Source organism: Streptomyces sp. SID14436 (genome assembly GCF_010548465.1).
Classification (GTDB): domain Bacteria; phylum Actinomycetota; class Actinomycetes; order Streptomycetales; family Streptomycetaceae; genus Streptomyces.
In genome coordinates, this window is the sequence record NZ_JAAGMD010000107.1 from 1 (window position 1) to 2,337 (window position 2,337).

General features: G+C 76.4%; 1 protein-coding gene. It reads left to right on the forward strand.

Features of this window, described 5'->3' with window-relative positions; genetic code table 11:
* Window positions 1-81: 81 nt before the first annotated feature.
* Window positions 82-2,151 (forward strand): SpoIIE family protein phosphatase, encoded by a 2,070-nt coding sequence (locus tag G3I53_RS04140; RefSeq protein WP_164438022.1) that lies wholly within the window; start codon window positions 82-84, stop codon window positions 2,149-2,151.
* Window positions 2,152-2,337 lie beyond the last annotated feature (186 nt).

Consider the following 2,337-nt stretch of genomic DNA (forward strand, 5'->3'; position numbering starts at 1 on the left):
CGCGGGGCACGGGCACCGGAGGCCGGGACCCCGCCCGGCGTCCGGGCACCCGCCGGGACACCGGGCCCCGTCGGGCGGCCGATGCTGTCGCTGACCCTGGCCTCCCTGATGGACGAGGTGCACGCGCACTCCGGGGCGGTGTACCTGCTGGCGCCGGACCAGCCGGTACTGGAGATGGCCGTGACGGCGGGGCTGCCGCGCGCGTTCGCGGCGCCCTGGGAGCGGATCGGGCTGAGCGCTCCCCTGCCGGTGTCCGAGGCGGTGCGCGAGCGGCGGCTGGTGTGGGTCGGCGGCGAGGAGGAGATGGCGCACCGCTATCCCCGGATCGCCATGGTGCTGCCGTACCCCTTCTCCCTGGCGGCGCTGCCGATCGCGACCGAGACCCGGGCGTACGGGGCGGTCTACGTGACCTGGCCCGGGGCGCACCCGCCGGAGCTGTCCGACGGGGAGCGGGAACACCTGACGGCCGCCTGCGACCGGCTCGCGGTGCGGCTGGAGCGGGCCGCCGAGCAGAGTCTGCCGCTGCCGCCGGAACCGGACCTGTCGGCCGCCCCGCTGCTGGGCCAGCTGTCCGGCACACTCGGCTCGGTGGAGGCCGTGCGGATGGTGTCGCGGCTGCCGTACGGCCTGTGCTCGCTCGACCTGCACGGGCGGGTCGGGTTCGCCAACGCCGCCGCGGCCGATCTGCTGGGCGTGCCCGCCGACCGGCTCGTGGGGTCGCAGTTGTGGGCGTCCGTGCCGTGGCTGAACGACCCGGTCCACGAGGACCGCTACCGGGCCGCGCTGCTCAGCCAGCACGCCACGTCGTTCGTGGCGCTGCGTCCGCCCCACCAGTGGCTGTCGTTCCGGCTGCATCCGAGTACGACCGGGCTCAGTGTCCGGATCAGCCGCGCGGGGGCGGTGCGGGGGCCGAACCGGCCCGCGCCGCCGCCGGGTGACGCCCCGGCCCGGCTGGTGGACATCTCGCAGGTGCTGAGCCTGGCCGGGGCGCTGACCGAGGCGGCGGGCGTGCAGGACGTGGTGCAGCTGGTCGCCGACGAGATCGCGCCGGCGGTGGGCAGCCAGGGCCTGGTGATGCTCGGGGCACGGGCGGGGCGCCTGCTCGTGCTGGGGCACCGCGGGTACCGGGACCCGCCGGTCGTGGAGCGGTTCGACGGCATGCCGCTGTCCGAGCCGACGCCGGGCAGCCAGGTGCTGCGCACCGGTGTGCCCGCCTTCTTCGAGTCCCGCGAGGAGCTGGAGCGGCTGTATCCGGTGCTGATCGTGAACCCGTCGACGTTCGCGTCGTGGGCCTATCTGCCCCTGATCGCCTCGGGCCGCCCGGTGGGCACGTGTGTCCTCGCCTACGCCGAACCGCACCGTTTCGCGACCGAGGAACGGGCGGTGCTGATCTGCCTCGCCGGGCTGATCGCCCAGGCCCTGGACCGGGCGCTGCTGTTCGACGCCAAGCAGCGGCTCGCGCACGGGCTCCAGGAGGCGCTGCTGCCGCACACCCTGCCGTCGGTGCCGGGCCTGGAGTCCGCCGCGCGGTATCTGCCGGCCACCCGGGGCATGGAGGTCGGCGGCGACTTCTACGACCTGGTGGGGACGGGCGGCGCGGCGGCGGCGGTGATCGGCGACGTGCAGGGGCACAACGTCACGGCGGCCGGGCTGATGGGGCAGGTGCGGACCGCCGTCCGGGCGTACACCACGGTCGGGCAGGCGCCCGAGGAGGTCATGCGGAGCACCAACCGGCTGTTGCTGGACCTGGGCGCCGACCTGTTCGCGAGCTGCCTGTACCTGCGGCTCGATCCCGTGCGCGGGCGGGCGGTGATGTCGCGCGCGGGGCACCCGCCGCCGCTGCTGCGCAGGCCGGACGGCCGGGTGCGGGTGCTGGACCTGGCCGGCGGGCCGCTGCTGGGCATCGACGGCGGGGCGGTGTATCCGGCGACCGAGGTCGGCCTCTCCCCCGGTTCGCTGCTGGTCCTCTACACCGACGGTCTGGTCGAGTCGCCGGGCACCGACTTCGAGGAGGCCCTCGCCGCGCTGGGCCGCCGGCTGACCGAGCTCGGCGACCTGCCCCTGGACGAGCTGGCCGACGCCCTGGTCCGGCCCCGTGCGGCCGCCGAGCACCGCCTGGACGACATCGCCCTGCTGCTGATCCGGGCGTAGGCGCCGCCGGGGCATCGCCCACGCGGTGCGCGTCCGGCCCCGCCCGTGGGAGCGGGGCCGGACGTGTGGTGCCGCGGTACGCGCCGAGGGGGGTGCGCGTCCGGGGCACGTCAGTGGGTCTCGGTCAGACCCTCCTCGCGGGCGCCCTGACCCGCGCCGTCGCCCGCACCGGCCTGGCCGTCGCCG

Bases quoted from the DNA above. Each gene is read 5' to 3' on its own strand.
- G3I53_RS04140 (WP_164438022.1), top strand. From the start codon at position 82: ATGCTGTCGCTGACCCTGGCCTCCCTGATGGACGAGGTGCACGCGCAC.